Consider the following 23,845-nt stretch of genomic DNA (forward strand, 5'->3'; position numbering starts at 1 on the left):
GTGTCCGACCCGTGTCGGTACGGGGTCCCGCGCCTGTACGGGTTCGGCCTTGCGCTGCCCGACCTGCGTCGGTACGAGGACGCCGCGCTCGTCCGGGGTCCCGGCTGTCCGGCCCGTGTTGGTACGGGGTCCCGCACCTGTCTTTCCCCCCGCCGGGGGTAGGGTCCGCCTTCGCTTGCTGCGTGGGTGGGGGTGCAGGGTCGCCCCCGCAGGGGATCGGCGGAGGCGGACCCGCACAGGACTTGGTGAGTACGCTCGCCGACCCCGAGGAGGTGAGCCCGGAGGCCCCGCCAACCCGCACCACCACCCGGGCCGGGTCGACCCGAGCAAAATCCAGCCTCGCCGGCGTTTGAGGCGCGGGGGCTCGGGGGCTGGCCCTCGACACGGGGCCGCACATGCCATGTGCCCGGGGGCCTGTCCGCCCCTGCGGCGACCTGGGCAAAATTCAGCCCCGCCGGCGTTTGAGGCGCAGGGGTTCGGGGACTGGTCCCCGACACGGGCCCGCACACTGCGGGGTGCTTCGCCTGTGCGGCGGGGCAGGGTGCCGGTCCGTCCTCAATCGCCGGACCGGCTGGAATTGCTCGGGTCGTCGTCGGGGGCCAGCCCCCGAGGCCCCCGCGCCTCAATCTCCCCCAGACTCCGTCCGGGGGGACCCCCAAGAGGCTGGATTTTGCTCGGGTCGACCCGGCGCACCGTGTGGTGCGGGTTGGTGGTGGCCTCCGGGCTCACCTCCTCGGGGTCGGCGGACCGAAGGCCCACGGTCAGCGCGAGCAGGACTTCCCGCCGATCCCCTGCGGGGGCGACCCTGCACCCCCCACCCACGAAGCCAGCACAGCAGACCGGTACCCCGAGCCGGGGAAAAGTAGGGTGCGGGACCCCGTACCGACACGGGCGGGCCACCGGACCCCCGGACGAGCGCCACGCACACGGACCGACGCGGGTCGGGCACCGCACGCCCGGGACTCGTACGGGGCTGGGGCAGGAGGCCCGCTGGAGGTGGTCCGGGGCCCGTGGGGGGCGGGTGTTCCGGCCCGAGCAGGGGCAGGCCGCTGGCGTAGCATGACGGCACATCGTCCGGTACCCACCGCGGACTGGAACGGAAGGCACCGCGTGAACCCCACCGCCCCCCCCGACCCCCGGGACCGCCCCGCCCGTCTCACCGTCGGCGTCGTCGGCGCCGGCCGTGTCGGCCCCGCGCTCGCCGCGTCGCTGCGTCTCGCCGGGCACCGCCCGGTCGCCGTGTCGGGTGTGTCCGACGCGTCCCGTCGCCGTGCGGCGGAGCTGCTGCCGGATGTCCCGCTGGTCACGCCCGCGGAGGTGCTGGCCCGCAGTGAGCTGGTGCTGCTGACCGTCCCCGACGACGCTCTGCCCGCGCTGGTGGAGGGCCTGGTGGAGACGGGGGCGGTCCGCCCGGGTCAGCTGCTGGTGCACACGTCGGGCCGGTACGGCGCCGCCGTGCTCGATCCGGCGACCCGGGCGGGGGCGCTGCCGCTGGCGCTGCACCCGGCGATGACGTTCACGGGCACCGCGGTGGATGTGCAGCGTCTGGCGGGCTGCTCCTTCGGGGTCACCGCCCCCGACGAGTTGCGGCTCGCGGCCGAGGCGCTGGTGATCGAGATGGGCGGTGAGCCCGAGTGGATCGCGGAGGAGTCCCGTCCGCTGTATCACGCGGCTCTCGCGCTGGGTGCGAACCACCTGGTCACGCTGGTCGCCCAGGCGATGGAGCTGCTGCGTGCGGCGGGGGTCGCGGCCCCCGACCGGATGCTGGGCCCGCTGCTGGGTGCCGCTCTGGACAACGCGTTGCGTTCCGGGGACGCGGCCCTGACCGGGCCGGTGGCCCGGGGCGACGCCGGGACGGTCGCCGCGCATATCGCCGAGTTGCGGCGGCACGCCCCGGCCGCTGTCGCCGGATACCGGGCGATGGCGCGGACCACGGCCGATCGGGCGCTGGCCCATGGACTGCTCAGGCCGGAGCTGGCGGAGGACCTGCTCGGCGTACTGGCGGAGGACGACCTGTGACGACCACACGACGCGACGACGCCGCCGGGCACGACCTCGTCCTCGTACCCGACTCCGCCACGCTGCGCCGGACCCTCGCGGACCGCGCCGTACCGGGCCGTACCGCCGTCGTGATGACCATGGGCGCGCTCCACCGGGGCCATGCCGCCCTGGTGCGGGCCGCCCGTGACCGTGTGGGCGCGGACGGGTTCGTCACGGTGACGGTGTTCGTCAATCCGCTCCAGTTCGGCGCGGGCGAGGACCTGGACCGCTATCCCCGTACTCTCGACGCCGATCTCGCTCTGGCGCGGGAGGCGGGCGCGGACGTCGTCTTCGCGCCGGCCGTGGCGGACATGTACCCCGGCGGCAGGCCGCTGGTGGGGATCACGGCGGGCCCCATGGGGGAGCCGCTGGAGGGTGCCAGCCGCCCCGGGCACTTCGACGGGATGCTGACCGTCGTGGCCAAGCTGCTCCATCTCACCTGCCCGGACCTGGCCTTCTTCGGCCAGAAGGACGCCCAGCAGCTCGCGCTGATCCGCCGGATGGTCCATGACCTGGACTTCCCGGTGGAGATCGTCGGTGTGGAGACGGTCCGGGAGGACGACGGGCTCGCGCTCTCCAGCCGCAACCGCTATCTCTCGCCCGCCGAGCGGGAGACCGCGCTCGCGCTCTCCCGCGCCCTGTTCGCGGCCCGTGACCGGCTCGCCGCGCAGCAGGCGCTGTGTGCCAGGGCAGAGGCCACCGGCGGCACGCTGGGGCGCGCGGCGGCGCTGTCCGCGCTGGGTGAGGCCCGGCTCGCGGCCGATGCCGCGGCGGTCGCCCAGGCCGTGCCCGGCCACGCCGACGCGGTCCGGGCGGCGGCCCGTATCGTCCTGGACGAGGCGGCCCGTGCCACCCCGCCGCTCGATCTGGACTATCTGGCCCTGGTCGACCCGGCCGACTTCACCGAGGTCGGCGCCGATCACGAGGGCGACGCGGTGCTCGCCGTCGCCGCCCGCGTCGGCACCACCCGGCTGATCGACAACATCTCCCTGCACTTCGGAGCCCGCCCGTGACCGGCATACGGCTGGACGCCCCCGCCCCCGGCTGGTCCATCGACGCCGATGTCGTCGTGGTCGGCTCCGGTGTGGCCGGTCTGACCGCGGCGCTGCGCTGCGCCGCCGCCGGGCTCGCCACGGTCGTGGTGACGAAGGCCCGGCTCGACGACGGTTCCACCCGCTGGGCGCAGGGCGGGATCGCCGCCGCGCTCGGCGACGGCGACACTCCCGCCCAGCACCGGGACGACACCCTGGTCGCCGGGGCCGGCCTGTGCGCGCGGACCGCGGTGGACGCCCTGGTCACGGAGGGTCCGGGCGCCGTGCAGCGGTTGATCGCCACCGGCGCCCGCTTCGACCTGGACGCGGGCGGCGGCATCGCGCTCACCCGCGAGGGCGGCCACCACCGCCGCCGGATAGCGCACGCCGGCGGCGACGCGACCGGCGCGGAGATCTCCCGCGCCCTGGTCGGCGCGGTGCGCGGGGCCGGGCTGCGGACCATCGAGAACGCGCTGGTCCTGGATCTCCTCACCGACGACACCGGCCGTACGGCCGGTGTCACCCTGCATGTGATGGGCGAGGGCCAGCACGACGGCGTCGGCGCCGTCCGCGCCCCGGCCGTGGTGCTCGCGACCGGCGGCATGGGCCAGGTCTTCTCGGCCACGACCAATCCGGCCGTCTCCACCGGCGACGGCGTGGCGCTCGCGCTGCGCGCCGGGGCGGAGGTCTCGGACCTGGAGTTCGTGCAGTTCCACCCCACGGTGCTGTTCCTCGGTACGGAGTCGGAGGGCCAGCAGCCGCTGGTGTCCGAGGCGGTACGGGGGGAGGGCGCCCATCTCGTGGACGCGGCGGGCGTCCGCTTCATGGTGGGGACGCACGAGCTGGCCGAGCTGGCGCCCCGGGACGTCGTCGCCAAGGCGATCATGCGGCGGATGCGGGAGCAGGGAGCCGACCACATGTATCTCGACGCCCGGCACTTCGGCGCCGAGATGTGGGAGCACCGCTTCCCGACCATCCTCGCGGCCTGCCGCTCGCACGGCATCGACCCGGTGACCGAGCCGGTGCCGGTCGCCCCGGCGGCGCACTACGCGTCCGGCGGGGTCGTCACGGACCTGAGCGGCCGCACCACCGTCCCGGGCCTGTGGGCCTGCGGCGAGGTGGCCTGTACGGGGGTGCACGGCGCCAACCGTCTCGCGTCGAACTCGCTGCTGGAGGGCCTGGTCTTCGCGGAGCGGATCGCCGCCGACATCACCGGCGTCGCCGCTGACATCACCGGCATCACCGCCGGCGCCGCCGGTGCCGTGCGCGGTGCCGGCGCGGCCGCCGCCACCGCGCTCCCCCCGATCGACCCGGCGGCCCGCCCCGCCATCCAGCGGATCATGTCCCTCGGCGCGGGCGTGCTCCGCTCGGACGCCAGCCTGCGGGAGGCCGCCGCCGCCCTGGAGGAGGTCGACCGCGCCGCCGCCGGGGCCGCCGGCGCCAAGCCCGCCGTGCCCGGCGTCGACTCCTGGGAGACCGCGAACCTCCTGTGCGTCGCCCGCGTCCTGACCGCCGCCGCCCTCGCCCGCGAGGAGACCCGGGGCTGCCACTGGCGCGAGGACCACCCCGAGCGGGACGACACCGCCTGGCGGCGGCACCTGGTCGTCCGGCTCGCCCCCGACCGTTCGCTGGTCGTCACCCGTACCGACACCACGGAATTCCCATCCACCGCCCCGAGGGAGCACCAGCAGTGAGCACGCCCGACGACAGCCGGCCGACCCCCGCGCCCGTACCGCTGATCGAGACCGGCTGCGGCGACGGCTGCGGCTGTTCCGGCGACGGGGGGGCCGACGGGATCGAGTGCGGGCTCGACCCGGCGCTGGCCGCGCTCCTGGCCGCCCAGGGGCTCGACCCCGTCCTGGTCGAGGACATCGCCCATGTGGCCCTCGGCGAGGACCTGGACGGCGGCGTCGACGTCACCAGCGTCGCCACCGTCCCCGAGGACGCGATCGCCACCGCCGACTTCACCGCCCGCGAGGCCGGCACGGTCGCCGGGCTCCAGATCGCGGAAGCGGTGCTCTCGGTCGTCGCCACCGACGAGTTCACGGTCGAGCGGCACGTCGACGACGGCGACCGGGTCGAGGCCGGGCAGAAGCTGCTCTCCGTCACCACCACCACCCGCGAACTCCTCACCGGCGAACGCAGCGCCCTGAACCTGCTCTGCCGGCTCTCCGGGATCGCGACCGCGACCCGCGCCTGGGCGGACGCCCTGGAGGGCACCGGGGCGAAGGTCCGCGACACCCGCAAGACCACCGCGGGGCTGCGCGCCCTGGAGAAGTACGCGGTCCGCTGCGGCGGCGGCGTCAACCACCGGATGTCGCTCTCCGACGCCGCCCTCGTCAAGGACAACCACGTGGTCGCGGCCGGCGGCATCGCCGAGGCGTTCACCCTGGTCCGCAAGGCGTTCCCGGAGCTGCCGATCGAGGTCGAGGCCGACACCCTCGACCAGGTCCGCGAGGTGCTGGACGCGGGCGCCGATCTGATCCTGCTGGACAACTTCACGCCCGCAGCGACCGCCGAGGCCGTGGCCCTCGTCGCGGGCCGCGCCCTGCTGGAGTCCTCCGGCCGGCTCACCCTCCGCAACGCCCGCGCCTACGCGGAGACCGGCGTGGACTTCCTCGCCGTGGGCGCGCTCACCCACTCCGCGCCGATCCTGGACATCGGGCTCGACCTGCGGGAGGCGGAGCACTGATGCTGCTCACCATCGACGTCGGCAACACCCACACCGTCCTCGGTCTCTTCGACGGCGACGAGATCGTGGAGCACTGGCGGATCTCGACGGACGCCCGGCGCACCGCCGACGAGCTGGCCGTGCTGCTCCAGGGGCTGATGGGCATGCACCCGCTGCTCGGCGTCGAGCTGGGCGACGGGATCGAGGGCATCTCGATCTGCGCCACCGTCCCCTCCGTCCTGCACGAGCTGCGCGAGGTCACCCGCCGCTACTACGGCGACGTCCCGGCGGTCCTGGTCGAGCCCGGCATCAAGACCGGCGTACCGATCCTGATGGACAACCCCAAGGAGGTCGGCGCGGACCGGATCATCAACGCGGTCGCCGCCGTCGAGCTGTACGGGGGGCCCGCGATCGTCGTGGACTTCGGCACGGCGACCACCTTCGACGCGGTGAGCACGTCCGGCGCCTACACCGGCGGGGTGATCGCCCCCGGCATCGAGATCTCCGTCGAGGCCCTGGGCGTCAAGGGCGCCCAGCTCCGCAAGATCGAGCTGGCCCGGCCGCGCAGCGTGATCGGCAAGAACACGGTCGAGGCGATGCAGGCCGGGATCGTGTACGGCTTCGCGGGCCAGGTCGACGGAGTCGTCCGCCGGATGAAGACCGAGCTGGCCCCGCAGCGCCCCCAGGACGTGACGGTGATCGCCACCGGCGGTCTCGCCCCGATGGTGCTGGGCGAGTCCTCCGAGATCGACGAGCACGAGCCCTGGCTGACGCTGATCGGACTGCGTCTGGTGTACGAGCGGAACATCGCGCGCATGTGATCGCGCGGGTGAAGGTGCGGGGGCGGCGCGGCACGCCCGACTTGGGTTGATTAAGTCGATTTTGTCGAAGTCGCACGTATGGTCGGCGCATGCCCACGCCATACGGTTCCCGCGGCGGCATGGCCTTCAGCGCAGACGAGCTGCGTGTGCTCCGCCGCGTCCTCGCCGCCGCCCCCGGTCCGCTCCCCGCCGAGGACGCGCAGGACTGTCTCAGGCTGGCCGACTCCGTCGACGAGGCCGCCCGCGAGGCCGGGCGGCTGCGCGCCTTCCTCGTCGCCGACCTCGCCCGCTACCGCTCGGCCCTGCCCGGCTCGGCCGTGAGCTATCTGGAGCTGCTCCAGGACGCCCTGGCGGCCGGGCACGACCCGGCGCCCGAGGACCTGGCCGCGCTGCGCGCGCTGGACGGCACCCCGCCGGCCGCGGCGCTGCTGGAGCGGTGCCGGGCGCTCGCGGAGCGGCCCGGGGCGGCCCTCCCCGCCCGGCAGGGCGTCCGGGTGCCGCGCGCGCGGCTGCTGGCGCTGCCGGGCGGCCTCGCGGCCTCCGGCCAGGAGCCGAAGCCCGCGCCCAGGCCGAAGCCGGCGCCCGAGCCCGCGCGGCCCGCGCCCCGCCCCGCCCCGCCGGGCGAGCGGCCGGTGCCCAAGCCGTCCGAGGTCTTCCCGCCCCGCCGCCGCCCCGCGCCCCCGCCGCAACAGCGGGCCGTCTAATCTGGCTCCATGGACTACGTATCCGCGCTGCTGCCGCCCGTCGTGATGGCGAGCTTCTTCACCGCCCTGATCGTGACGATCGTCCGCACCCAGGGCGGCCCGAACAAGGCCAAGGAGGACGCGTTCGTGGACGCGGCGCTCGCCCGCGCCGCCGCCGGGAGCCGGTCCGACAGCGGCGACAGCGGCAGCTGATCCCGCGCCGCCACCCGCCCGCGCGCGGATGACGGAGCGCGGGCGCGTCATGGCGTCACGAGGACGCACGGAAGACCTCACGGTCGATCGTGCGTCCTTTTTGTTACGTCATTACCAGGAAATCCAGATTCTCCAACTATGGTGTTAATGTGCCCCGTCAATTGGGAGATCTGGAAGACGCCGTCATGACCCGGGTCTGGCAATGGAACCGGCCGGTCACCGTCCGGGAAGTCCTGGAAGACCTTCAGCAGGAACGGTCCATCGCCTACACGACCGTCATGACCGTAATGGACAATCTCCATCAGAAGGGCTGGGTCCGCCGGGAAGTCGAGGGCCGCGCCTATCGATATACGGCCGTCTCCACCCGGGCCGCCTACTCGGCCGCACTGATGAACGAAGCCTGGTCCAAGAGTGACAACCCCGCGGCCGCACTCGTCGCCTTCTTCGGGATGATGTCGCAGGAGCAGCGCGAGTCCCTGCGGGCCGCCGTCCGTATCGTCGCGGACGACGACGACACCGGCGGGGCCGTTCCCGGCGAAGTCCCCGCCGAAGTCCCCGGCGGAGCACCTGGTGAAGCACCCGGTGAAGCACCTGGTGAAGTGGCCGCCGAAGTGCCTGGCGAAGTGCCTGGTGAAGTCGCCGCCGAAGTCCCGGCCGAAGACCCCGCGCCCGACGGCGAAGTTCCAGGTGACCGGGGTGGTGGCGAGGGGGCACCGGCCGGGCGATAGCGTCGGCCCATGTCTTATACCGCCCCGAATGCCGGTGTCACCGTCCGCCGGGCCCGGACGCCCGATGTGCACGCGGTGCGCCGGCTCGTCGATCCGTATGTCGGGGAAGGCATCCTGCTCGACAAAGCGACCGTCACTCTTTACGAGTCCATCCAGGAGTTCTGGGTCGCGGAACGCGACGACGACGGTACGGTGGTCGGCTGCGGTGCGCTCCACGTCATGTGGGAAGACCTCGCGGAAGTGCGCACTCTCGCCGTCGACCCCGCCTTCAAGGGCCGGGGGATCGGCCATCTGCTCCTGGACGAGCTGCTCGGATGTGCCCGCAGACTGGAGGTGCGGCGGGTATTCTGCCTCACCTTCGAAGTGGACTTCTTCGCCAAGCACGGCTTCCAGGAGATCGGGGAGACCCCCGTCGACACAGATGTCTACGCCGAGCTGCTCCGTTCCTATGACGAGGGTGTCGCCGAGTTCCTGGGACTCGAACGTGTGAAGCCGAACACCTTGGGCAACAGCCGGATGCTTCTGCACCTGTGATCACCTCTTGACGGAGTGCCCCCGCGGCGATCCCTATGTCCGAATCGCGTACGTTTCCCGCGTTCTTGAGGTTCTGAACCTCTCCCAAGGGTTTGTGTTTTTCGGGGAAAGGCGGTTTCCTTTCCGCGTAGTGCTTTTTCGATGAAAGGAAATCCGGTGGCACAGAAGGTTCAGGTCCTTCTTGTCGATGACCTCGACGGTGGCGAGGCGGACGAGACGGTGACGTTCGCACTGGACGGCAAGACCTACGAGATCGACCTCACCACCGCCAATGCGGACAAGCTCCGCGGCCTCCTTGAGCCGTACGCGAAGAACGGCCGGCGCACCGGTGGCCGCGCCGCCTCCGGGCGGGGCAAGGGCCGTGTGGCGGCGGGCGGCAACAAGGACACGGCGGAAATCCGCGCGTGGGCCAAGGCGAACGGCTACGAGGTCAACGACCGCGGCCGCGTGCCCGCCACGGTTCGTGAGGCATACGAGAAGGCGAACGGCTGAGCGCCGGGCTCAGCGGGCTCTTAATCGGCCGAGTATTCGCAGGCTGCGTATTTGTACGTGTTCGCACATCCGTGCGTGCGGGCATTCGCGCGCAGCAAACGGGTCCGGTGGCACTGTGTGGCCACCGTGTCCAGGAGCCGTACGAGATCGGGGCCGGCGCCCCGTTCGGCCCCCGTGCCGCGCCCGAACGGGGCGAGGGACGGCAGGGTCGGCTCCACCTCGTGCCCCGGCGCGGGGGGCCGCAGCCAGCGGGCGGCCCCCCGGGAACCGGACCGTCCCGGCGGGGGCGGGGCGGTCAGCCGGCCGCCCGTGCCCAGGGCGGTCAGGCCGAGGGTGATCCCGCCCCACTGGAGCCACTCCAGGAGCCCCGGCAGCTCCTCCGCGCTCCCGGCGGCCACCAGCAGGTGCATCCGGCCGCCCAGCAGCGCCACCGGCCCCGTCGGGGTCCCGGTGCGCAGCACGGCGTGCCCCGCGTCGGCGGGCAGGGCCAGCGTGTCGAAGCGCAGCCCGGTCGGCAGCCCCAGCGGAGGTCCGGCGGCGGTCGCCCACCCGAGTGCCCTCCCGTACCAGCGGGCCCATTCACCCCACGGAGCCCCCGGTTCACCGGGAAGGGCGTCCGGCGCGGTGACGGGCGGGCTCGACGGCATATCCCCGGAAACGGCCGCGCGACCCCATCAGTAACGCCAGGTCACGCAATGTGTCCTCAATGTGACCCTGTGTCGCGAAATGGGGGGCGTCCGGCGCTCATGGAGGGCGTGCCGTTGTTCGCCCGTAGCTGAGGGAACCGGTGCGCGCCGCATGGACTGTCAGTGGTTGCGGGTAAGACTTTCCTCGTGGGGAGGGGCGACACGCCCCCAGGTCGGTCTCACGTTCGCCATCGGCGTAGTGATGGTGCGAGTAACTGCCTGGCCTGCGGGAACATCGTCTCGCACCATCGGGTTGGAGCAGTTGTCGGCGTTCAGGGGTCAGGAGGCCACAGACGGGTGTCGGCAGTTGGAATGAGCGGTCCCCGCTTGCGGGACTAAGCTGCGGAAGGACAGGGAGGGGACCGACCCCTTACTGCCTGACCGCTCTGAGGAGCGATTAACGATGTTCGAGAGGTTCACCGACCGCGCGCGGCGGGTTGTCGTCCTGGCTCAGGAAGAAGCCCGGATGCTCAACCACAACTACATCGGCACCGAGCACATCCTCCTGGGCCTTATCCACGAGGGTGAGGGTGTCGCCGCTAAGGCCCTGGAGAGCCTCGGGATTTCGCTCGAGGCGGTCCGCCAGCAGGTGGAGGAGATCATCGGCCAGGGCCAGCAGGCCCCGTCCGGGCACATCCCCTTCACCCCCCGTGCCAAGAAGGTCCTGGAGCTCTCGCTGCGCGAGGCTCTCCAGCTGGGCCACAACTACATCGGCACCGAGCACATCCTGCTCGGCCTGATCCGCGAGGGCGAGGGCGTCGCCGCCCAGGTCCTCGTGAAGCTGGGCGCCGATCTCAACCGGGTCCGGCAGCAGGTCATCCAACTGCTCTCCGGCTACTCGGGCGGCAAGGAGGCGGCCACCGCGGGCGGCCCCGCCGAGGGCACGCCCTCGACCTCGCTCGTCCTGGACCAGTTCGGCCGCAATCTCACCCAGGCCGCCCGCGAGTCCAAGCTCGACCCGGTCATCGGGCGCGAGAAGGAGATCGAGCGGGTCATGCAGGTGCTGTCCCGCCGCACCAAGAACAACCCCGTGCTCATCGGCGAGCCCGGCGTCGGCAAGACGGCGGTCGTCGAGGGCCTGGCGCAGGCCATCGTCAAGGGCGAGGTGCCCGAGACCCTCAAGGACAAGCACCTCTACACCCTCGACCTCGGCGCGCTCGTCGCCGGCTCCCGCTACCGCGGTGACTTCGAGGAGCGCCTGAAGAAGGTCCTCAAGGAGATCCGCACCCGCGGCGACATCATCCTGTTCATCGACGAGCTGCACACGCTCGTCGGAGCGGGCGCCGCCGAGGGCGCGATCGACGCGGCCAGCATCCTCAAGCCGATGCTCGCCCGCGGTGAGCTCCAGACCATCGGCGCCACCACGCTGGACGAGTACCGCAAGCACCTGGAGAAGGACGCCGCGCTGGAGCGCCGCTTCCAGCCCATCCAGGTCGCCGAGCCGTCGCTGCCGCACACCATCGAGATCCTCAAGGGTCTGCGCGACCGCTACGAGGCCCACCACCGGGTCTCCATCACCGACGAGGCCCTGGTCCAGGCCGCCACCCTGGCCGACCGGTACATCTCGGACCGCTTCCTGCCGGACAAGGCGATCGACCTGATCGACGAGGCCGGCTCCCGGATGCGCATCCGCCGGATGACCGCGCCGCCGGACCTCCGCGAGTTCGACGAGAAGATCGCGGGCGTCCGCCGGGACAAGGAGTCGGCGATCGACTCCCAGGACTTCGAGAAGGCGGCCTCGCTCCGCGACAAGGAGAAGCAGCTCCTCGCCGCGAAGGCCAAGCGCGAGAAGGAGTGGAAGGCCGGCGACATGGACGTCGTCGCCGAGGTCGACGGCGAGCTGATCGCCGAAGTCCTCGCCACGGCGACCGGCATTCCCGTCTTCAAGCTCACCGAGGAGGAGTCCTCCCGGCTGCTGCGCATGGAAGACGAGCTGCACAAGCGCGTCATCGGCCAGAAGGACGCCATCAAGGCGCTCTCGCAGGCCATTCGCCGTACCCGCGCGGGTCTGAAGGACCCGAAGCGTCCCGGTGGCTCGTTCATCTTCGCCGGTCCGTCCGGTGTCGGTAAGACCGAGCTGTCCAAGACGCTCGCCGAATTCCTCTTCGGCGACGAGGACGCGCTGATCTCCCTCGACATGTCGGAGTTCAGCGAGAAGCACACGGTTTCCCGGCTCTTCGGTTCCCCGCCCGGATACGTGGGCTACGAAGAGGGCGGCCAGCTCACCGAGAAGGTGCGCCGCAAGCCGTTCTCCGTCGTCCTCTTCGACGAGGTCGAGAAGGCCCACCCCGATATCTTCAATTCCCTTCTCCAGATCCTGGAGGACGGTCGCCTGACCGACTCCCAGGGCCGGGTCGTGGACTTCAAGAACACGGTCATCATCATGACGACCAACCTCGGGACCCGGGACATCTCCAAGGGATTCAACCTGGGCTTCGCCGCCCAGGGCGATGTCAAGACCGGCTACGACCGGATGAAGGCCAAGGTCAACGAAGAGCTGAAGCAGCACTTCCGGCCCGAGTTCCTCAACCGTGTCGACGACACCGTGGTCTTCCACCAGCTCACCGAGGAAGACATCATCCAGATCGTGGATCTGATGATCGCCAAGGTGGACGAGCGGCTCAAGGACCGCGACATGGGCCTGGAGCTGAGCCCCACGGCCAAGTCGCTGCTCGCGAAGAAGGGCTACGACCCGGTCCTGGGCGCCCGGCCGCTGCGCCGGACGATCCAGCGCGAGATCGAGGACATCCTCTCCGAGAAGATCCTCTTCGGTGAGCTGCGCCCCGGTCACATCGTGGTCGTGGACACCGAGGGCGACGGCGAGGAGAAGAAGTTCACCTTCCGTGGCGAGGAGAAGTCGGCGCTGCCCGACGCGCCGCCGATCGAGGCGGCCGGCGGGCCCGGCCCGAACCTCTCCAAGGAGGCGTGAGCCTCCCCGGCACACGCACCAGGGGCTGCCCCGGACCGTACTGACCGGTCCGGGGCAGCCCCCGTTTTCCACCCCTGCCCTGCCTCGCGTCAGCAGCGGACCGGCTTGCGCCAGGAACACTCCAGCTCCCCGGCCGGCCCGTCCCCGGCCGCGCCCCGGGCCTGCCGGGCGGGCGCCACGGCCGCTATCCGCCCCGCCGCCGTGTCCGAACGGGCCAGCGTCACCACGATCGCGTCCTCGACGCTCTTCACCGACGACGCGAGATAGTCGTTGAGCAGGATGCTGAACACCAGCTCCCGCCCGGCCGCGTCCTTCACATAGCCGGAGAGCCCGGACGCCCCCGTGAGCGAACCGGTCTTCGCCCGGACGTTCAGGGCCGCCGGGGTTCCGCACAGCCGGGTCCGCAGGGTCCCGCCGACGGCCCGGTCGGCAGCACAGGCCACCGGCAGCGAGGCGTGCCAGTCCGCGTACCAGGGCGCGTCCCGCACGCCCAGCAGCAGCCGCGCCAGCTGCTCCGCCGGGACGACGCTCATCCGGGAGAGCCCGGAGCCGTCCGCCTGCCGCAGGGTCGTCGTGTCCACGCCCTCCGTACGCAGATAGCCGCCGATCTGCGCGAGCCCGGCACTCCAGGTGCCGCTGCCGGCCTTCGCCTTCCCGATGGCCTTCGTCAGGGTCTCGCCGTGCATGTTGTTCGACAGCTTCATGAAGGGCAGCAGCAGCTCCCGCAGCGGCATCGACCGGTGCGAGGCGAGGACGCGCGCGTCGGCGGGGGTGGCCCGGCCCGGCTTCGGGGCCTTGCCGATCCGTACCCCATGGGCCTTCAGGGCGTCCGTGAAGACGGCGGTCGCGTAGCCCGTGGGCTCCCAGACCGTGATCCACTCCTTGGTGACGCTCGCGCCGAGGGGGATGGAGCCGCTGATGGTGATCGTGTTGCCGCCGTGCTCCCGGCCGACGGAGAGGGTGTCGGCGCCGCCCCGGTCGATGGTGGTGCCCCGGTTGGCGACCTTCACATACGAGGTCTTCGGCGTCACGGTCACCTTCGGCCGGTCACCGGGGCGGGCGCCGGGCACCGCCTCGACCACCACCGTTCCCGAGTCGTAGTCGGTGTCGGGGGCCACGGTGAGCGGGGAGATCTGGGCCGAGTAGTACGAGGCCTCGTCGTCGGCGGCCCAGGAGCGGCCCAGGCGTTCGCGGTCGAAGAGGGTGTCGTCGGGGATCACCCGCCCGGTGACCCGGGTGATCCCGGTGGCGGCGATGTCGGCGGCGAGCCGCTCGTAGTCCTTGGCGAGGGTGGTGGGGTCGCCGCCGCCGCGCAGATAGAGGTCGCCACGGAGGGTGGCGCCGTCCCGGCGGCCCGGGGAGAGCACATCGGTGGTGAAGCGGTGGTCCGGCCCGAGCAGGGCCATCGCGGCGGCCGAGGTGAGCAGCTTCGTATTGGACGCGGGCATCAGCCGGTCGCCGCTGTCGCGCTGGTAGAGGCGTTCCCCGGTGGTGGCGTCCGCGATGACGACGCTCACGGCCCCGCCGGTCAGCCGGCTGTCGGCGAGGATCGTGTCGACGGCCTTCTTGAGCCCCGTGTCGGAGGGGCCGGCTCCGGCGGGGGCGCTCCAGGTGAGGGAGGCCGCGAGGACGCACACGGCGGCGGTCAGCAGCGGCCGGACCCGGCGGCGGGCCGGGCCCCGGAGCGGCGGGGTCAGCGATGGTCTCGGTCGGTTCTCGCGTGCGGTCATGGGACAGGAGGATCCCGGAAGGGAGGAGCCGGGAGAAGGGGTCTGCCCCGGCCCGCGTGCGGTGGCCCGGCTCAGAGGTCCGGCTCAGAGGTCCTGGGTGATCCGCAGGCGGTCGCCGAAGAACTCCCGGCCCGTCACCTTCACCTGGGTGCCCGCCGGGTGACGGATGCTCACCGACAGGTCGGGCAGGTCCCGCAGCGGGGCCAGGTCGACGCTCTGCTCGTCCGGCGCCTCCAGGATCAGCCGCAGTTTGCGCAGGGCGGGGAAGAGGCGGGGCAGGAGGTCGGTGGGGAGCCGGCAGGCGTCCTGCCGGAGGGTGAGCGTGGTGATCCGGGGCGCGGGGACCACCGGTTGCGCTGCCTGGTCGGTCAGTTCGCTGAGCGCCAGTTCGTGCAGCTGGGGCAGCCGGGCGACGGTGTCCAGCAGGTCCGGGAGCGACGCGGGGGCGCTGACGACCAGCCGTTCGATCTCGTTCCAGTGCTGCTCCAGGGCCGGGTAGGGGACCTCCTGAGGGCCGGTGAGTATCAGGGTTCGGGGGAGCGGCAGCCCGCCGGGGAGCTCCAGCTGCCCGGCCAGGATGGCCAGGATGGCGAGGGGGCGGCCGGCGAGATCGTCCAAGGTCTCAAGACCGGGGCAGCCGTAGAAGCCGAGACTGCGGATGGAGTCCCGGTCACGGACCGGGCCGAGCCGGGTGACCAGCGGGTTGTTCACGAGAGCGAGATGGCGCATCCCGGTGCGTGGCAGCCAGGTGTCCAGCGCCTCCTCCGGGTGCGGCCCGTGCACCACGAACAGGGACGCGGGAGCACAGTGCGGAATCAGCCGGAGCTGTTCGTCGGTGTGGACCTCCAGGTCGATGCCGGTCATGTCGAGCCGGGAGAGGACCGTACGGGCGTAGGGCTCGGCGGGCTGCCGCGACCAGGCCTTCATCAGGGCCCGGCGCGGTGCCTGGTCGGGGTGGTCGGCGAACGCGGCGAGCTGTTCGAGGGCGGCGGAGTCGTCGGCGCCGGCGATGGTCTCCACCACGAGGGCGTCGGCGGCGCCGTCGTCCGACGGGCCGGGGAGCAGCGGCAGTACGGCCGCCCCGAAGGAGGCCAGCTCCCGTACCTCGTCCTGGTCCCGGGGCGGCATCAGGGCCCGGATCCGGTCGTCGGCGAGGGCGCGGACCGGGCCCGCGAGGTAGACGGAGGAGACGGCGCAGTACCCGGCGAGGAGATGGGCGGAGCGGCCGTCCGGCTCCCGGTCGCCCAGGGCGATCAGGTCCCGGATGAGGGCGCTCGCCTGGGTGCGGTCGAAGTGGGCGACGGAGAGCCGGATGACGTCCCGCCACTGCTCGTCCCCGGCGTGCTGGAGGAGTTCCCCGACGCTGCCGGTCTCGGCGAACTCCTTGGCGGCCAGGTAGTCCTGGAAGGTGCGGTGGATGAACTGGACGGCGTCGCCGGTGCGCTGCTGGAGCAGGCCGCTGCGGTTCAGCAGATGGGTGAGGACACGGCGGGGGCCGCCCTGGGCGCGGACCTGGGGCATGCCCGCGAGCGCCAGGTCGATCTGGGTGACGGCCTCCTCGGGGGTGAGCTGGGTGCGTCCGCAGCGCACCAGCCAGACCGCGATGTGCTGGAGGAGGAGTTTGTGTTCCTCGACGCCGAGGGTGAGGCCCTCGGGCGCTTCGATGCCCCGGCCCCGGTCGCGGTTGCCGAGGAGCATGTCGAGGGTGGCCCGGTACAGCTCGCGCAGGGTGTGGGGGAGCGCGCCCCGGCGTTTGCGGTGCAGGGCGCAGATGACGGCGCAGAGCAGGGGGGTACGGGCGAGGTCGCGCAGGACGCGGTTGCCGGCGAGTTCGCGGCCCAGCTTCCGTTCCAGTTCGTCCAGGCGGTGGTTCTCGGCGTCGGCGCGGGCGGTGTCGAGGGCCGCGTACTCCAGGCGGGCGGCCCGGTGCCAGGCGGTGACGAAGCGGGTGATGTCCCCGTCGCTCATGGGCAGGAGCAGCAGGTCGGTGAAGCCCTCGTCGGCGAGCCACTGGGCCTCGACGGCGCCGGGGCGGACGGTCGCGAGGACCCGGGTCGCGCCGTGGTGGCGCAGGAGCGAGGCGAGCCAGTCGCGGGCGGCGGGCCGGTCGGCCTGGGGGAGTTCGTCCAGGCCGTCGACGAGGAGGAGGGCCCGCCCGGAGGCGAGGACCCGCTGTGCCCAGCCGTCGGGGGCGGGGCCGGTGGCGAGCCCGGCGGCGTGGGCGAGCCCTTCGGGGCCGGGGAAGCCCTCGCCCCGGGCGTGGACGCTGCGCAGTGGTACGACGAAGGGGACGAGCCCGTTGAGTTCGTTGAGGCGGGCGGGGAGGGTGCCGCGTGCGGCGTGCGCGGCGAGCCACCACACGAGGGTGGTCTTGCCCGCGCCGGCCTCGCCGCGCAGCAGGGTGCGGGGGCGGCGGCCGAGCAGGTCCTCGACGCGCTGGGGTCCGGCGCCGGGGTCGAGGGCGGGGCCGTCCGCGCCGAACCGGGGGCCTTCGTCCTCGGGGAGCCGGGTGGCCCGCAGGCTGAGATAGGCGGTGTCGAGGTCCCAGGTGGCCTCGCTGACGCCGAGTTCGTCGACGCCGAAGACCTCCAGGCGGCCGTAGTGGCGGGTGAGGGCTTGCGCGTACTCGGCCTCCCAACGGGAGTCGGTGGTGTCGAGGGTGGCGGGGTCGCGCAGGGGCGGCAGCAGGACGTCCGTGCCGGCGTGCAGGGCGTCGCGGACGGCGCCGATCGGGACGAAGCCGATGTCCCAGCCGTCCCCGTGGGCGCTGCTTGGTCCGGTGGCGATGCCGAGGAGCGCGGGTCCGGCGTAGACCAGGGCGGCGGCGGGATCCGTGAAGAACCGTCCGGTGCGGGTGTCGTCCAGCCGGAGGACGCCGTGGTCCCGGTCGGCGAGGGGGAGGACGGTGCCGGTGGCCTGGATCGCCATGAAGCCGTCGTCCACGAAGCCGTACACCCCGCAGCCGGTCAGGGGCCGGCTGTGGTCCAGCCGTCCGAGCCGCAGGGGCCCCAGTTCCTGGGGTGCGACGAGGTCGGTCTCGCCCGCGAGCAGGGCGATGCCGTCCCCCGGGCCGCCGGTCCAGACCACCCGGCAGGAGAGGCGGTCGCCGGTCCCGTGGCGGGCGATCTCGACGGCCTCCCGGCCCTGTACCGCATCGGCGCTGGTCAGGATGTGTCTGGGGTCGATGAGCAGGCCGGTGGCCAAGCCCCGGCCACGGACCAGGACCGCGCGCCATCGCACGGTGATGTTCACTCCCCAGCCCCCTTCTCCCCGCCCGAGGTTAGTGGCCCAGGCCACTTTCCGCCGGTGAATCCGGTGACCCGGGCCACAGCCGGACCGGGCCCGCCGGTGACAAGGCACACAGGCCGTTTCGGGCCTACTAGGCGGTGCCGTAGCGCGGCCGGGGCGCGGGGGAGGCCCTTCGGTCCCGCGCGGGGCGGGACTTTGGTCCCGGCGCGGGCGGCAGCCTTTCCAGCGGGGGTCGGCACTCGGTGCCAGGGCCCCGGGCGTGCGGTTAAACGGCATTCGGGGTGGATCCCGGTGCCCGGCCCGACGGAGTGCGGATCATGGCAAATCGGTGTCAAGGGTGTGAATCACTGTGCCGCCACTACGGCCTTATGTCGTAGATGGGGGGGTTGAGGTGAATTGGGCGATTCGGTTACCAAGGTAGGGCAACGCCATCCCGGCACACGTTCCCGTGCCGGGTCCCTTATTGCCCGGAGGCATACCGAATGTCGCGCTTCACCATCCGCCGTCCCCGTCTTGCCGACCTCCGTACCCGTTCCGCCGTGCTGGCAGCCGGTGTGGGATCGGTGGCGGTGCTCGGCGCGGGAGCCGCGTTCGCCGCCGAGGCGGCCGCTCCGGCGTCCCCCGCCAAGGTGTCGGCCGCCGTCGCCGCCCAGGCCAAGGCCCAGACCAAGGCCGCCGAGGCGAAGAAGACCGTCGCCAAGCCCGTCGCCGCCGTCTCCACCAGCGGCTGGGCCAAGCCGGTCGACGCGTACACGCTGAGCGCCACCTACGGCAAGGCCGGCGGCATGTGGGCCAGCAACCACTCCGGCCAGGACTTCGCCGTCCCGACCGGCACCCCGGTCAAGTCCGTCGGCCCCGGCACCGTCGTGAAGGCCGGCCCGAACGGCGCCGGTGACGGCCCCGCCTACGGCAACGCCGTCGTCGTCAAGCACGACAACAACACCTACTCGCAGTACGCCCACCTGTCCCGCGTCGACGTGAAGATCGGCCAGCAGGTCAAGGGCGGGCAGCAGATAGCCCTGTCCGGCAACACCGGCAACTCCAGCGGTCCGCACCTGCACTTCGAGATCCGCACCACCCCGAACTACGGCAGCGCCGTGAACCCGGTCGCCCACCTGCGTGCCGAGGGCATCACCCTCTGACCAGCGGCGACAGCACCACCCACGACCGACGGCCCCCCGGCGCACCCGCGCCGGGGGGCCGTCGGCCATCCCCGCCCGTACCTCTGTGACGCGGTACGGTCACTCCTTGTCGCGGACCCCGTCGTCCAGCGGCAGCATCGGAAAGCTGCCCGTGTTCGTCGGAGCGTGCTCGGGCAGCCACAGCACCGCGATCGCGCCGTCGGCCACCACGGCCCCCTCCTCCGGCGACGGCGGCGGGCCCGCTTCCACATTGCGGAACGTGAGCCGCGCCCCCAGCACCCGCGCCTGCCCCGCCGCGATCGTCAGCCCCAGACCGTGGCCGGTGCCCGCCCGGTCGCTCGCCCCCGTACGGAACCGGCTCGGGCCCTCCCGCAGCAGCGCCTCCGGGAAACCGGGCCCGTGGTCGCGCACCCGCACCACCCGGCCCTCCACCGTCACCTCGACCGGCGGCTTCCCGTACTTCGCCGCGTTCGTCAGCAGATTCAGCAGGATCCGCTCCAGCCGCCGCGGATCGGTGCTCACCCACGACTCGTGCACCACATGCACCGGCACATCCGGGTTCAGCGCCGCTATCCGGCGGGTGACGAACTCGCCCAGCGCGATCTCCTGGAGTTCCGCCCGCTCCGACGCGCTGTCCAGCCTGGCCACCTCCAGGACGTCCTCGACCAGCGTCCGCATCGCCTGCGCCCGGTCCCGTACCAGCTCCGACGGGCGCCCCGGCGGCAGCAGCTCCGCCGCCGTCAGCAGCCCGGTCACCGGGGTCCGCAGCTCGTGCGCGATGTCCGCCGTCACCCGGCGCTCGGCCTCGATCCGCGCGTTCAGGGCATCGGTCAGCGCGTCGATCGCCCGCGCCAGCTCGTCCGTCTCGTCCCGGACCATCCCGCCGATCGCGTCCCGCACCCGGACGTCCGTCTGCCCCTCCGCCACCTGGGACGCCGCCGAGGCCGCCTTCCGCAGCCGGCGCGAGAGCTGCCCGCCGATCAGCACGCCCAGCGCGCCGCCGCCGACCACCACCGACACCGAACCGATGATCAGCGCCCGGTCGAGGTCCTTGAGGATGGTCCGGCTGCTGGGGCTGATCCCGGTCTGGAGCGAGAGCACGTCGCCGTTGGAGAGCGGCACCGCCGCCCAGATCCGGGGCGTGCCGCCGCTGTCCTCCACATAGGTGCCCCGGCGCTTCTCCTTCATCAGCTGCTGGAGTTCCTTCGGGAGGGCGGGGTCGTTCAGCCGGGCCTGGGTCCGGGCGGGCTGGTTCGCCGGCGGCTCGAAGTACCGCTGGGCGGTGCGGACCCGCTCCATCTGCACCTCGCGCGCGTTGTCCAGCATCGACACCTGGGCCGCGTTCCGTACGACCAGACTCAGCGCCGCCGCCGTGAGCGCCCCGACGGCGGTGATCGCGATCGCGATCTTCCAGCGGACGCCGGAGCGCAGGACGGGCAGCCTCATCCCTTGAGCTTGTAGCCGAAGCCGCGGACCGTCTCGATCCGGTCCTGGCCGATCTTGGCGCGCAGCCGCTGGACATGGACGTCCACGACCCGGGTGTCCCCGCCCCAGTCGTAGTCCCAGACCCGCTCCAGGAGCTTGTCGCGGGAGAGCACGGTGCCCGGCGCCGCGGAGAACTCCAGCAGCAGCCGCATCTCCGTCGGGGTCAGCGCCACCGGGGCGCCGTTCCGCCGGACCTCCATCCCGTCCGTGTCGACCTCCAGGTCACCGAAGGTCAGCACCGCCGCCCCGGTGCCCGGAGCGCCGCCGTCCGCGTCGCCCGCGCGCCCGAACCGGCGCAGCACGGCCCGGATCCGGGCCACCAGCACCGCCCCGTCGAAGGGCTTGGTGACGTAGTCGTCGGCGCCCGCCTCCAGGCCGAGCACCACGTCGATCGAGTCGGCCCGCGCCGACAGCATGATCACCGGCACGGTGGACTCGTCCCGGATACGACGGCACAGGCTCACCCCGTCGAGACCGGGCACCATCACGTCGAGCAGCGCGATGTCCGGGCGGTCGGCCCGGAACGCCTCCAGGCCCAGGAGCCCGTCGGGCATCGCGGTGACCACGAAGCCGTGCCGCTCCAGAGCCAGCTGGGTCGCCTCGCGAATGACATCGTCGTCCTCGACGAACAGGACATGGGTGTCGGCCATCCGGCGCTCTCAGCTCTCGTTCCGTGTCTCGGTCTTCTCCAAGCCGGACAGCTCGTCCTGCCCGACCGTCGTACTGTTCACCTCGCGTGCCCAGTGCACCCGGTCGAACTTCGTGCCGTCCCAGCGCAGCGTGGTGCGATCCACCGCGGCCGGCCCGGAGTCCGGGTCCTTCCCGCCGGGGATCTCCTGGGTCACCAGCAGATCGCCACGGTCGATCACGGCCCGGCTCGCCGGCTCCTCCGTGCGGTAGACGTTCTCGTACCGCTCGCCGTTGACCCGGTACACAAAGCTCGCGAGCCCGACCGTGTCGGTGCACGTCAGCACATTGATCACGACATCGGGATCACGGCCACCGGTGAGGAAGCCGTAGGAGACGTCGATCGGGTAGCCCTCCGGCGTGCACGGCTCCAGATCCTCCGTCAGCCAGGCGGCGACCTTGGGGTCGCCGCGCAGCAGCTCCACCGCGTCGACTTCGAGGGGATCCTTCACCCGGACGTCCGTGAGCCCTCCGGAGGCCTTCGGCCCGGGCGACGTCTCCGCCGCGACCTGGGCCGTGGGGGCCGAACCCTCGTCCTTGACCCCGTCGCCCCCCGCCGAGCACCCGGCGGCGAACAGCCCGAAGGCGGCGAGCGCGATCATCGCACCCACCGCCGGTCGTCCTCGTCGCCCGCCCCCCGGCGTCCGCCGGCCGCCGATCGGGCCGCCCCGCCGGACCTCCCGGTCCGGCGGCACGCCCACCGGCTCTGTCGCGCCTGTCAGGCCGCGCACCGCTCCTGCCCCCGCTCCTCGTCCCGCAGACCATGCCGTCCCCGCCCCCTGTGGAACGACCGTACGTCGTCACCGGAGCCGTCGTCGCCGACGCCGTCCGTTGCAGCGGATCCGCCGGATCCGCCGCGCTCCAGGGCGCGGAAGTCCAGATCCCGGCTCTCCAACTCCTGACGGAGCCGGGCCAGCGCCCGGTGCAGGGTGCTCTTCACGGTACCCGCCGACATGCCCAGCGCGGCAGCGGTCTCCTCGGTGCTCATCTGCTCCCAGTGCCGCAGCACGACCACACTGCGCTGCTTGGGGGCGAGCACCTTGAGCACGTCCATCAGCAGCGCGCGATCGGCGCGCTGGTCACTGCCGTCCTCGATACGGGCGTCGGGCAGCTGCTCGGTGGGCACCTCCTCCAGCTTGCGGGCGCGCCACCACTCCGTACGCGTATTGATCATCACCCGGCGGAGGTAGGCGTCGGCGAGCGACTTGTCCGCGATGCCGTCCCAGCGGCCGTAGGTACGGGCCAGCGCGGTCTGGAGCAGGTCCTGGGCGTCGATCGGGTCGGGCACGAGTCGCCGGGCGCTGCGCAGCAGTGCCTCCTGCCGGGTACGGACGTACTCCTCAAAGCCGAGTACCTCGCCGTGCGTCATCTCCGACCCCTCCCGTCCCCGCGACCAACCCGCGTTTCCGCTGATGAACAAGGACGGTACGGAGCGGTTGTCACGGCGCTGTGCGCGGAAGCCGTCGGACGGCGCACGGGCAACCATCGGTTGTGTAACAGCCGAGGGAGAAGTCCCTGGCCCGGAGGGTGAAACCGGTGCCTGACCAGGGACTGTCACATGACGGCGGGGATCCGTTACGACGGGGATCCGTTACGGCGGGGACGGTGCGGGGACGGCAGGGGACGGCGTGGGGTGCGCGGGTCAGGCGGGCAGCCGGTAGAGGCCGTCCGCGAGCGGTTCCACCAGGCCGTCGGCGACCAGCCCGTCCAGGGCCCGCGCCCGCTGCACCGGCTCGTGCCAGACCGCGTCCAGGGCCTGCCTCGGCACCGGGCCCCGGGACTCCCGCAATACCGCGAGCAGCTTCCCCCGCACCTGGCGGTCGGTGCCCGCGTAGGTCTGGCCCCGGCGGGCCGGGCCCTCGTGGGCCGGCTTCCCGGCCAGCCGCCACGCGCACCGGTCGGCGATGGGGCAGCGCCCGCAGGACTCGTTGCGCGCGGTGCACACCAGGGCGCCCAGCTCCATCGAGGCAGCCGCCCAGCGGGACGCGGTGGCCTCGTCGGCGGGCAGCAGCGCCCGCGCCAGCCTCCGTTCCGCCGCCGTGGTCGCCGTCGGCGGGTACTGGATGCCGCTCGCCGCGCGCGCGAACACCCGCCGCACATTGGTGTCCAGGACGGCATGGCGCTGGCCGTACGCGAACGAGGCCACGGCCGCCGCCGTGTACTCGCCGATCCCGGGCAGCGCCAGCAGCTGCGCGTGATCGCTCGGTACGTCGCCGCCGTGGCGTTCCGCTATCGCCTGGGCCGCGCCGTGCAGCCGCAGCGCCCGGCGGGGGTAGCCGAGCCGGCCCCAGGCGCGCACGGCCTCACCGGGCGCCTCGGCGGCGAGGTCGGCGGGGCGGGGCCAGCGGGCCAGCCACTGCCCGTACACGGGGAGCACCCGGTTGACGGGGGTCTGCTGGAGCATGAACTCGCTGACCATCACCCCCCACGCGCCTGCCTCGGGGCGCCGCCACGGCAGGTCGCGGGCGTGCTGGTCGAACCAGGAGATGACGGGCGTATGGAGGGAGTGGGCATCGGTCGCGGGGAGGTCTGTGGTGGTGTCAGTCATGGCACATCCGATCCTGGCATGCTCCGGGCAGCGGATGCCGTATCCGCTCCGGGGCATCGGAGGTGCATCGGCCGGGCGGCGCAGCGGGGGGAGCCACCAGACGGTCACGGGACGGTCACCGCGTGACCACCGGAGGGCGGACCGGGTGGGGCGGTGGTGGGCCCCGGTCCCGGGCC

At 72.8% G+C, this 23,845-nt stretch carries 20 protein-coding genes; 12 read left to right on the forward strand and 8 right to left on the reverse strand.

Annotation, left to right across the window (positions count from 1 at the left end):
- The first annotated feature begins 1,110 nt into the window (after positions 1-1,110).
- From SYYSPA8_RS17480 to SYYSPA8_RS17525, 10 genes are all read left to right on the forward strand, one after another.
- The gene (locus SYYSPA8_RS17480) at positions 1,111-2,019 is read left to right on the forward strand and encodes a Rossmann-like and DUF2520 domain-containing protein (protein ID WP_323448111.1); all 909 of its coding nucleotides are present in this window, start codon (positions 1,111-1,113) and stop codon (positions 2,017-2,019) included.
- 62 nt (positions 2,020-2,081) lie between these two features.
- Positions 2,082-3,053: a pantoate--beta-alanine ligase gene (panC, locus tag SYYSPA8_RS17485; RefSeq protein WP_323448164.1), complete on the forward strand. Its 972-nt coding sequence runs from the start codon at positions 2,082-2,084 to the stop codon at positions 3,051-3,053.
- Positions 3,050-4,765 (forward strand): L-aspartate oxidase, encoded by a 1,716-nt coding sequence (locus tag SYYSPA8_RS17490; protein ID WP_323448112.1) that lies wholly within the window; start codon positions 3,050-3,052, stop codon positions 4,763-4,765. Before panC ends, SYYSPA8_RS17490 begins: the two co-directional genes overlap by 4 nt.
- Positions 4,762-5,763 carry a carboxylating nicotinate-nucleotide diphosphorylase gene (gene nadC, locus SYYSPA8_RS17495; protein WP_323448113.1) on the forward strand — a complete coding sequence of 334 codons (1,002 nt, stop codon included), beginning with the start codon at positions 4,762-4,764 and terminating at the stop codon, positions 5,761-5,763. Before SYYSPA8_RS17490 ends, nadC begins: the two co-directional genes overlap by 4 nt.
- A complete protein-coding gene (locus SYYSPA8_RS17500; protein WP_323448114.1) occupies positions 5,763-6,563 on the forward strand; it encodes a type III pantothenate kinase in 801 nt (266 codons plus the stop codon). The genes nadC and SYYSPA8_RS17500 overlap by 1 nt, the downstream gene beginning before the upstream one ends.
- Positions 6,564-6,682: 119 nt before the next feature.
- Complete coding sequence (locus SYYSPA8_RS17505) at positions 6,683-7,267, forward strand: hypothetical protein (RefSeq protein ID WP_323448165.1); 585 nt, start codon at positions 6,683-6,685, stop codon at positions 7,265-7,267.
- 9 nt (positions 7,268-7,276) lie between these two features.
- Entirely contained in the window at positions 7,277-7,459 is a 183-nt protein-coding gene (locus SYYSPA8_RS17510; RefSeq protein ID WP_323448115.1) for a hypothetical protein, read from the forward strand.
- Positions 7,460-7,644: 185 nt separating this feature from the next.
- The gene (locus SYYSPA8_RS17515) at positions 7,645-8,187 is read left to right on the forward strand and encodes a BlaI/MecI/CopY family transcriptional regulator (protein WP_407706022.1); all 543 of its coding nucleotides are present in this window, start codon (positions 7,645-7,647) and stop codon (positions 8,185-8,187) included.
- Between the two features lie 9 nt (positions 8,188-8,196).
- Positions 8,197-8,721, forward strand: a complete 525-nt coding sequence (locus tag SYYSPA8_RS17520; RefSeq protein ID WP_323448116.1) for an amino-acid N-acetyltransferase — start codon at positions 8,197-8,199, stop codon at positions 8,719-8,721.
- Positions 8,722-8,877: 156 nt separating this feature from the next.
- A complete protein-coding gene (locus tag SYYSPA8_RS17525; RefSeq protein WP_323448117.1) occupies positions 8,878-9,213 on the forward strand; it encodes a histone-like nucleoid-structuring protein Lsr2 in 336 nt (111 codons plus the stop codon).
- 20 nt (positions 9,214-9,233) lie between these two features.
- Here SYYSPA8_RS17525 and SYYSPA8_RS17530 read toward each other — a convergent pair whose 3' ends face one another.
- Positions 9,234-9,860 (reverse strand): SCO3374 family protein, encoded by a 627-nt coding sequence (locus SYYSPA8_RS17530; RefSeq protein ID WP_323448118.1) that lies wholly within the window; start codon positions 9,858-9,860, stop codon positions 9,234-9,236.
- A 442-nt stretch (positions 9,861-10,302) separates the two neighbouring features.
- Here SYYSPA8_RS17530 and SYYSPA8_RS17535 point away from each other — a divergent pair, with 442 nt between their 5' ends.
- Complete coding sequence (locus SYYSPA8_RS17535; protein ID WP_323448119.1) at positions 10,303-12,828, forward strand: ATP-dependent Clp protease ATP-binding subunit; 2,526 nt, start codon at positions 10,303-10,305, stop codon at positions 12,826-12,828.
- Between the two features lie 89 nt (positions 12,829-12,917).
- On the opposite strand, the gene dacB is transcribed toward SYYSPA8_RS17535, so the two are convergent.
- Positions 12,918-14,558 carry a D-alanyl-D-alanine carboxypeptidase/D-alanyl-D-alanine endopeptidase gene (gene dacB, locus SYYSPA8_RS17540; protein WP_323448120.1) on the reverse strand — a complete coding sequence of 547 codons (1,641 nt, stop codon included), beginning with the start codon at positions 14,556-14,558 and terminating at the stop codon, positions 12,918-12,920.
- A gap of 84 nt (positions 14,559-14,642) precedes the next feature.
- Positions 14,643-17,810 carry an NACHT domain-containing protein gene (locus tag SYYSPA8_RS17545; RefSeq protein ID WP_323448121.1) on the reverse strand — a complete coding sequence of 1,056 codons (3,168 nt, stop codon included), beginning with the start codon at positions 17,808-17,810 and terminating at the stop codon, positions 14,643-14,645.
- Positions 17,811-18,289: 479 nt separating this feature from the next.
- Between SYYSPA8_RS17545 and SYYSPA8_RS17550 the strand changes: the two genes are divergently transcribed.
- Positions 18,290-18,949, forward strand: a complete 660-nt coding sequence (locus tag SYYSPA8_RS17550; RefSeq protein WP_323448122.1) for a M23 family metallopeptidase — start codon at positions 18,290-18,292, stop codon at positions 18,947-18,949.
- A 99-nt stretch (positions 18,950-19,048) separates the two neighbouring features.
- Here SYYSPA8_RS17550 and cseC read toward each other — a convergent pair whose 3' ends face one another.
- The 5 genes from cseC to SYYSPA8_RS17575 form a co-directional block, all read right to left on the reverse strand.
- Positions 19,049-20,395: a two-component system sensor histidine kinase CseC gene (gene cseC, locus SYYSPA8_RS17555; protein WP_323448123.1), complete on the reverse strand. Its 1,347-nt coding sequence runs from the start codon at positions 20,393-20,395 to the stop codon at positions 19,049-19,051.
- Entirely contained in the window at positions 20,392-21,084 is a 693-nt protein-coding gene (gene cseB / locus SYYSPA8_RS17560) for a two-component system response regulator CseB (protein WP_323448124.1), read from the reverse strand. The genes cseC and cseB overlap by 4 nt, the downstream gene beginning before the upstream one ends.
- A gap of 9 nt (positions 21,085-21,093) precedes the next feature.
- Positions 21,094-21,723 (reverse strand): hypothetical protein, encoded by a 630-nt coding sequence (locus SYYSPA8_RS17565; RefSeq protein ID WP_407706023.1) that lies wholly within the window; start codon positions 21,721-21,723, stop codon positions 21,094-21,096.
- 116 nt (positions 21,724-21,839) lie between these two features.
- Positions 21,840-22,490: a SigE family RNA polymerase sigma factor gene (locus SYYSPA8_RS17570; RefSeq protein WP_323448126.1), complete on the reverse strand. Its 651-nt coding sequence runs from the start codon at positions 22,488-22,490 to the stop codon at positions 21,840-21,842.
- A 273-nt stretch (positions 22,491-22,763) separates the two neighbouring features.
- Complete coding sequence (locus SYYSPA8_RS17575) at positions 22,764-23,669, reverse strand: HhH-GPD family protein (RefSeq protein ID WP_323448127.1); 906 nt, start codon at positions 23,667-23,669, stop codon at positions 22,764-22,766.
- Positions 23,670-23,845 lie beyond the last annotated feature (176 nt).

This window comes from Streptomyces yaizuensis (genome assembly GCF_034961445.1).
Lineage (GTDB): Bacteria > Actinomycetota > Actinomycetes > Streptomycetales > Streptomycetaceae > Streptomyces > Streptomyces yaizuensis.